Source organism: Pseudonocardia sulfidoxydans NBRC 16205 (genome assembly GCF_007989085.1).
Lineage (GTDB): Bacteria > Actinomycetota > Actinomycetes > Mycobacteriales > Pseudonocardiaceae > Pseudonocardia > Pseudonocardia sulfidoxydans.
On sequence record NZ_BJVJ01000043.1, the window covers coordinates 47,635 to 55,040 of the forward strand.

Below are 7,406 nucleotides of genomic sequence, written 5' to 3' on the forward strand. Positions count from 1 at the left end.
GAGGGAGACGACAGACCGTGCTGCACGACGTCGAAGCCGTGGTGCTGGTCGGGGGGCGGGGCACCCGGCTGCGGCCGCTGACCCTGTCGGCGCCGAAGCCGATGCTGCCGACGGCCGGGGTGCCGTTCCTCGCCCACCTGCTGTCCCGGATCCGCGCGGCGGGGGTGCGCCGGGTCGTACTGGGCACGTCGTACCTCGCGGAGACGTTCGAGGAGCACTTCGGCGACGGCGAGGCCCTCGGGCTGGAGCTGACCTACGTCGTGGAGACCGAGCCGCTCGGCACCGGTGGCGGCATCCGCAACGTCGCCGGGCACCTCACCGCCGACGAGATCCTCGTGTTCAACGGTGACGTGCTGTGCGGGACCGACCTGCGCGCCGTCGTCGGCACCCACCGCGACACGAAGGCCGACGTGACGCTGCACCTGGTGCGGGTGCCCGATCCGCGGGCCTACGGGTGCGTGCCCACCGACGAGGACAGCCGGGTCCTGGAGTTCCTGGAGAAGACGCCCGACCCGCCGACCGACCAGATCAACGCCGGCTGCTACGTCTTCCGCCGCGAGGTGCTCGAGGCCATTCCGGCGGGCCGGCCGGTGTCGGTGGAACGTGAGACCTTCCCCGGGCTGCTCGCCGCCGGCGCGCGGGTCTCGGGCCACGTCGACGACGCCTACTGGCGCGACATGGGCACCCCCGCCGACCTGGTGCAGGGCTCGGCCGACCTGGTCCGCGGCATCGCGCCGTCCGCGGCGCTGCCCGGCCCCACGGGCGACCTGCTCGCGCTGGCGGGCGCCGAGGTGGCGGCCGACGCGCACGTCGCGGGCGGCACCGTCGTCGGGAAGGGCGCGCTCGTCGGGGCAGGGGCGCGCGTGGTCGGCAGCATGATCTACGACGGCGCGGTCGTCGCCGAGGGCGCGGTCGTCGAGAACTCGGTGCTCGGCCGCAACGCCCGGGTCGAGGCCGGCGCGGTCGTCGCCGACGGCGTCATCGGCGACGACGCGGCCGTCGGCGAGCTGTGTGAGCTGCGCGGCGGCATGCGGGTGTGGCCGGGCGTGGTCCTGCCGGCGCGCGGCGTGCGGTTCTCCCCGGACGTGGAGTGACGGGCCCCGTCGAGCGGGAGTGGCGTCCCGACTTCCGTCTGGACCTGACGGGGGTCCTGGCGCCGCTGCGGCGTGGCCGGGGCGACCCGACGTGGCGGTCGGCCGCCGACGGTGCCGCGATCTGGCGCACCGGCACGACCCCCGACGGCGCGGCGACGCTGCGGCTGGCGCGCCGCGCCGACGGCACGGTCGTCGCGGCGGCGTGGGGGCCGGGGGCGGCGTGGACCGTCGACAGGCTCCCGCAGCTGCTCGGCGCGGCCGACGACCCGGACTCGTTCGTCGCCCACCATCCGCTGGTCGCCGACGCGGCGCACCGGTTGCCAGGCCTACGCCTCGGGGCGACGGGCCGGGTGTGGGACCAGCTGTTCCCGGCGGTGCTGGAGCAGAAGGTCACCGGGACCGAGGCGCACCGGTCGTGGCGGGAGCTGTGCCGACGCTTCGGCGAGCCCGCGCCGGGCCCGGCCCCCGAGGGGATGCGGGTGCCGCCGACGCCCGCGCGCACGCGTGAGATCCCCGACTGGGAATGGCACCGCGCCGGGGTCGACTCGGCGCGGCGGCGCGCGGTCCTCGCCTCGGCGGCGGTGGCGCACCGGCTGGAGGCCGCGGCCGAGCTGGGCGGCGAGGAGGGCCGCATCCTGCTGCGCCGCGTGCCGGGCATCGGGGTGTGGACGGCCGCGGAGGTCGCGCAACGGGCCTGGGGTGACGCCGACGCGGTGAGCTTCGGCGACTTCCACATCCCGACCGTCGTGGGCTGGGCGCTCGTGGGCCGCCCGCTCGACGACGTCGGCATGCTCGAGGTGCTCGCCCCGTACGCGCCGCAGCGGCACCGGGCGGTGCGCTACGTCGAGCTGTCGGGGTTCCGGCGGCCGCGCTTCGGCCCGCGGTTCTCCCCGCGCGACCACCGCGCGATGTGAGCGCGTCGCAGGTCGGCTCGTCGCAGGTCTGCTCGTCACAGCGCCGTCCGGCCGGGTCCGCCGCGGCGTAGCGTGCCGATCATGGCTCCCGTTCTCGACGCCGACATCGCCGCCCTCGACGGCGGCACCCTCCCCGATCTGACCGGCCGGACCGTGCTGGTCGTCAACGTCGCCTCCCGCTGCGGGCTCACGCCGCAGTACACCGCGCTGGAGGAGCTGCAGGAGCGCTTCGGCGACCGCGGCCTCACCGTGCTGGGCGTGCCGTGCAACCAGTTCGGCGGCCAGGAGCCCGGCTCGCCGGAGGAGATCGCGACGTTCTGCTCCACCACCTACGGCGTGAGCTTCCCGCTGACGGAGAAGGTCGAGGTCAACGGCCCCGGCCGGCACCCGCTCTACCAGCGGCTCACCGAGCACCCCGACGCCTCCGGCGAGGCCGGCGACGTGCAGTGGAACTTCGAGAAGTTCCTCCTCGCCCCCGACGGCACGGTCGTCGCCCGGTTCCGGCCGCGCACCGAGCCGGGGTCCGACGAGGTCGTCGCGGCCGTCACGGCCGCGCTCCCGTCGTGAGTGTCGGTGCCTCGACGTAGGGTCTCGGGGTGAGCGTCGCGAGGAGAGCAGCGTGAAGGTCGTCCTGTGAAGGTCGTCGCGTGAAGGTCACCGTGCTGGTCGGCGGGGTCGGGGGCGCCCGGTTCCTGCTCGGGGTGAAGGCTGCTCTCGGCCTGCCCGCGGTCGGTCCGGGCACCGAGGACGCGCCGCACGAGGTGACGGCCGTCGTGAACGTGGGCGACGACATCTGGCTGCACGGCCTGCGCGTCTGCCCCGATCTCGACACGTGCATGTACACCCTCGGCGGCGGGATCGACACCGAACGCGGCTGGGGCCGCGCGGGCGAGTCGTGGACGGTCGGGGAGGAGCTCGCCGCCTACGGCGCCGACCCCGACTGGTTCTCCCTCGGCGACCGCGACATCGCCACGCACCTCGTCCGTTCCCGGATGCTGCGCGCCGGGTACCCGTTGTCGCAGGTCACCGAGGCGCTGTGTCACCGGTGGAAGCCCGGTGTGCGGCTGCTGCCGGTCACCGACGACCGGGTGGAGACCCACGTCGTCATCGACAACCCCGACGCCGCCGCCCCCGATGCGCCGCCGCAGGTCGCGGTGCATTTCCAGGAGTGGTGGGTGCGGCACCAGGCCAAGCCGGCGGCGCACCGGTTCGCGTCGGTGGGTGCGGAGGAGGCCCGGGTGCTGCCCGAGGTCCGCGACGCACTCGAGTCGTCCGACGTGGTGCTCGTCGCGCCGTCCAACCCCGTGGTGAGCATCGGCACCCTGATCGGCGTCCCGGGCATGGCGCAGTCCCTGGTCGCGACGCCGGCGAAGATCGTCGGCGTCTCCCCGATCGTCGGTGGCGCGCCGGTGCGCGGCATGGCCGACGCGTGCCTCGCCGCGCTCGGCGTGGAGACGTCGGCGGCGGGTGTCGGCGCGCACTACGGCGGCCGCGGCAAGGGCGGTCTGCTCGACGGGTGGCTGGTCGCCCCCGGCGACGGGCACGAGCTGCCCGGCGCGGAGGTCCGCGAGGTCCCGCTGATGATGACCGACGTGGACGCCACCGCCGCGATGGTCCGGGCGGCGTTCGAGCTCGCCGGGGTGGAGGGTGTCTGAGGGTCCTGGGGATCACGCCGCGCCCGACGGCCTCACCGTCCGTCCCGTTCGCGGCCTCCCCGAGTTCCGCCCGGGCGACGACGTGGCCGCCGCCATCGCCGACGCCGCGCCCTGGCTCGCCGACGGCGACGTCGTCGTCGTCACCAGCAAGATCGTGTCCAAGGCGGAGGGCAGGCTCGTCACCGCGCCCGAGGACCCGGAGGAACGCGACGCGCTGCGCCGGCGCCTGGTCGACGAGGAGACCGAGCGGGTCGTGGCCCGCCGGGGCCGCACCCTGATCGTGGCGAGCAAGCTGGGCCTGGTGCAGGCGGCCGCCGGGATCGACGCGTCCAACGTCCGTCGCGACGAGCTGGCCCTGCTCCCCGTCGATCCCGACGCCAGCGCCCAACGGCTGCGGGCGGGCCTCGCGGCGGCACTGGGGGTCGACGTCGCGGTGGTCGTCACCGACACGATGGGCCGCACCTGGCGGGTCGGGCAGACCGACGTGGCGATCGGCTCGGCCGGTCTCGCCGTGCTGCACAGCTACGGCGGCACGATCGACGCCGAGGGCAACGAGCTCGTCGTCACCGAGGTCGCGATCGCCGACGAGGTCGCCGCCGCCGCCGACCTGGCCAAGGGCAAGCTCGGTGGCCAGCCGGTCGCGGTGGTCCGCGGCATGCGCCCGGTCGACGACGGGTCCGGCGCCCGCGACCTCGTCCGTGGCCTCGACGACGACCTGTTCAGCCTCGGCACCGAGGAAGCACTCGCCCAGGGCCGCCGCGAGGCCGTCCTGCTGCGCCGCAGCTCCCGCAGCTTCGCACCCGACCCCGTCGACGCCGACGCGCTGCGCCGCGCGGTCGGCGTCGCGCTCACCGCGCCGGCGCCGCACCACTCCACCCCGTTCCGCTTCGGCTGGGTCCGGGACCCGTTGCGCCGCACCGCGTTGCTCGACGCGATGCGCGACCGTTGGCAGTCCGACCTGGAGGCCGACGGTCGCCCCGCCGACGAGGTGGCCCGCCGCCTCGCGCGCGGTGACCTGCTGCGCCGCGCCCCCGAGCTGGTGCTCGCCTTCCGCACCGGCGACGGCGCGCAGCCCTATCCCGACCCGGTCCGCACCGCGGCCGAGCGCGACATGTTCACCGTCGCCGGGGGAGCGGCGGTGCAGTCGCTGCTCGTCGCGCTCGCCGCCGAGGGTCTGGCGTCGTGCTGGGTGGGGTCGACGATCTTCGCCGGCGACGTCGTCCGTGAGGTGCTCGCGCTTCCCGACGACTGGCAGCCGCTCGGCGCGGTCGCCGTCGGCGTGCCCGAGTCACCATTGCTGCCGCGTGCCCCCCGTGACCCGGCCGACGGGCTGGTCGAGTGGTAGCCCCCGCCACGGCCGCCGCCGAGCTGCGGGCGTGGACGCCCGGGACGAGCGGTCAGGAGGCGCTGCGACACGCGCTGCTCGCGTTCCTCGACGCCCGCCCCGACGACGCGTGCGACCGCTCCTGCGTCCCCGGGCACCTCACCGCGTCCGCGCTGGTGCTCGACGCCCGCGGCGAGCACACCCTGCTCACGCTGCACCGCCGGTTCCACCGCTGGGTGCAGCTGGGCGGGCACTGCGAACCCGGCGACGTGTCGTTGCGCGCGGCCGCGCTGCGCGAGGCCGGTGAGGAGTCGGGCATCGACGGGCTCACGATCTCCGAGCACCCGCTGCACATCGACGTCCACCCCGTGACCTGCTCGCTCGGCGTGCCGACCCGCCACCTCGACGTCCGCTACCTCGTGCGTGCCCCCGAGGGTGCGCAGCCGCGAATCTCCGACGAGTCGCTCGACCTGCGGTGGTGGCCGGTCGACGAGGTGCCCGCCGAGAGCGACACGGTCCCCGAGATGGTCGCGGCCGCGCGGGCCACGGCTCAGCGCCAGAACAGCAGCTCGGTGTAGCCCAGGGAGGCCGCGACGTCGCTGCCCCCGATCCCGGCGAAGATCCACGACGACACGCTGAAGAACACCTGCTGGGCCGCGGTGAACGACAGCAGCACGACGAACAGCACCAGCGGCGCCCACGGCCGCACCTTCGCGGCGATCTGCCGGGCGCCCGGCGGCAGGTACGGCTCGAGGACGCCGAACCCGTCGAGGCCCGGGATCGGCAGGATGTTCAGCACGAAGGCCAGCACCTGGATCAGCGCCAGCGCCGACAGCCCGATGACCAGCCCGTACGGCATCGCGATCGTCGACACGGCCAGCGTCAGGAGCGCGCCCAGCAGCAGGTTCATCGTCGGGCCGGCGAGTGAGACGAGGCTGCGCGCGGCCCGGGAGCGAACGAGGCCGTGGTTGATCCACACCGCGCCGCCGGGCAGCGGGATACCGCCGATGAGCAGGAACAGGATCGGCAGCACGAACGACAGCCCGACGTCGGTGTAGCGACGGATGTCGAGTGTGAGATAGCCCTTGTCGCGCACGGTCACGTCGCCGGCCCGGTAGGCGACGAACGCGTGCCCGAACTCGTGCAGGCACAGCGACACCGTCCAGCCGCCGAGCACGAGCAGCACGACTCCCGTGGTCAGGGCCGCGGAGGAGTGCGGCTGCAGCGGCACGGCCGGTGCGAGGGCCGCCACGACCCCGCCCACCACCGCCACGGCGAGCAGCAGCAGGAACCATGGACTCAATCGGTTGGACACGCCTGGCACTTGACCAGTCTGCCGAACGGGCGACCGATGGGGTGGAACGCGTCACCCGGACGGCCGCCCCAACTTGCCAAGAACCGAGCCACAGCGATGTACTTACGCCGGTGTCATTCGCCGGGGCGCGGGGAGAGGTGGGCGAGTGAACGTGATCAGTGACACACTTCAGTTGGTCGGGGTCGACTTCGTGGATGCGGCGGCCCCTGGCGGGGACGTCGTCTACATCGACGTCCTCGCCGAGGCCGATGCAGAGCCGGACTGGCAGGAACGGGCGCTGTGCGCCCAGACCGATCCCGAGGCGTTCTTCCCCGAAAAGGGTGGATCGACCCGGGAGGCCAAGCGGATCTGCGCCGGGTGCGAGGTCCGGGCCGAGTGCCTGGAGTACGCGCTCGCGCAGGACGAGCGGTTCGGGATCTGGGGCGGTCTGTCGGAGCGGGAACGTCGACGACTCCGACGCGCCGCGGTCTGACCGCGGCCGAATCTGGTTGCGCCGCAAAGGACCGGGGGGTTCGAGCGGCGCACCGGAAGGATGAGGACGGCCGTCCGCACAGGACGGTCGACCTCTGCCCGAGATGTCCGAAGAGGACACAGGGCCTGACCGTGCTGCCTCCGGGTGGCTCGGCGTCGGTCGCGCCGAGCCCTGGGAGGGGCACCGTCGGCGATCGTCGCCGCGCCCGACCGAGGGCGCGGTGCCCGGGCCGAGTGCCGGTGTTCGTCGAAACTCGTCGCTCCGGGTGTCGAGGGGTCGTCCGGGTGATGTGTCGGCCGCGCAGGCCGCGCGCCGGTCGTTCCGTGCCGCGGAGTGTCGTCGCGGCCGACCGCAAGCGCCGTTCGCGTGAGTGTCGCGCGAGGGCGGAGTCCGACCGCGGAGCGTGACGGTGCGCTGCCGGACATGTCGCCCCGACGGCGGCGTGCATGCGGCCGATCGGTCGGAGATCGCCCCATTCGGGGGAGCGGACGGTGCCCCGGCCCGCGGCCCTGATCGTCGGGCCCCGGATCCACGAGCGAACGTGTCGTGAGCGCTCGTCGTCGACGCTGGTGACACGCTCGGCGGTCGGGGTGGCGGCGAGCGTGTCGTGAGCGTTCGTCGTTGGTTCTGGT

8 protein-coding genes are annotated in these 7,406 nt (G+C 74.6%); 7 read left to right on the forward strand and 1 reads right to left on the reverse strand.

The window, feature by feature from the left end; translation table 11 throughout:
- The first annotated feature begins 20 nt into the window (after window positions 1-20).
- From manB to PSU4_RS19745, 6 genes are all read left to right on the forward strand, one after another.
- Complete coding sequence (gene manB, locus PSU4_RS19720) at window positions 21-1,094, forward strand: mannose-1-phosphate guanylyltransferase (RefSeq protein WP_147110430.1); 1,074 nt, start codon at window positions 21-23, stop codon at window positions 1,092-1,094.
- Window positions 1,091-2,008: a DNA-3-methyladenine glycosylase family protein gene (locus PSU4_RS19725; protein WP_147110412.1), complete on the forward strand. Its 918-nt coding sequence runs from the start codon at window positions 1,091-1,093 to the stop codon at window positions 2,006-2,008. The genes manB and PSU4_RS19725 overlap by 4 nt, the downstream gene beginning before the upstream one ends.
- An 81-nt stretch (window positions 2,009-2,089) precedes the next feature.
- The gene (locus tag PSU4_RS19730; RefSeq protein ID WP_147110414.1) at window positions 2,090-2,575 is read left to right on the forward strand and encodes a glutathione peroxidase; all 486 of its coding nucleotides are present in this window, start codon (window positions 2,090-2,092) and stop codon (window positions 2,573-2,575) included.
- Window positions 2,576-2,655: 80 nt separating this feature from the next.
- Window positions 2,656-3,663, forward strand: coding sequence for a 2-phospho-L-lactate transferase (cofD, locus tag PSU4_RS19735; protein WP_147110416.1), 1,008 nt, complete (start codon window positions 2,656-2,658; stop codon window positions 3,661-3,663).
- Complete coding sequence (locus PSU4_RS19740) at window positions 3,656-5,008, forward strand: coenzyme F420-0:L-glutamate ligase (protein WP_147110417.1); 1,353 nt, start codon at window positions 3,656-3,658, stop codon at window positions 5,006-5,008. The genes cofD and PSU4_RS19740 overlap by 8 nt, the downstream gene beginning before the upstream one ends.
- Window positions 5,002-5,565 (forward strand): NUDIX hydrolase, encoded by a 564-nt coding sequence (locus tag PSU4_RS19745; RefSeq protein WP_147110419.1) that lies wholly within the window; start codon window positions 5,002-5,004, stop codon window positions 5,563-5,565. The genes PSU4_RS19740 and PSU4_RS19745 overlap by 7 nt, the downstream gene beginning before the upstream one ends.
- Here PSU4_RS19745 and PSU4_RS19750 read toward each other — a convergent pair.
- Window positions 5,538-6,302: a site-2 protease family protein gene (locus PSU4_RS19750; RefSeq protein WP_373866079.1), complete on the reverse strand. Its 765-nt coding sequence runs from the start codon at window positions 6,300-6,302 to the stop codon at window positions 5,538-5,540. The two genes, PSU4_RS19745 and PSU4_RS19750, sit on opposite strands and share 28 nt — an antisense overlap.
- 226 nt (window positions 6,303-6,528) lie before the next feature.
- Between PSU4_RS19750 and PSU4_RS19755 the strand changes: the two genes are divergently transcribed.
- On the forward strand, window positions 6,529-6,774 hold the full coding sequence (locus PSU4_RS19755; RefSeq protein WP_186817068.1) for a WhiB family transcriptional regulator: 246 nt from the start codon (window positions 6,529-6,531) through the stop codon (window positions 6,772-6,774).
- The last annotated feature ends 632 nt before the right edge of the window (window positions 6,775-7,406 follow it).

Bases quoted from the DNA above. Each gene is read 5' to 3' on its own strand.
- PSU4_RS19730 (WP_147110414.1), top strand. From the start codon at position 2,090: ATGGCTCCCGTTCTCGACGCCGACATCGCCGCCCTCGACGGCGGCACC.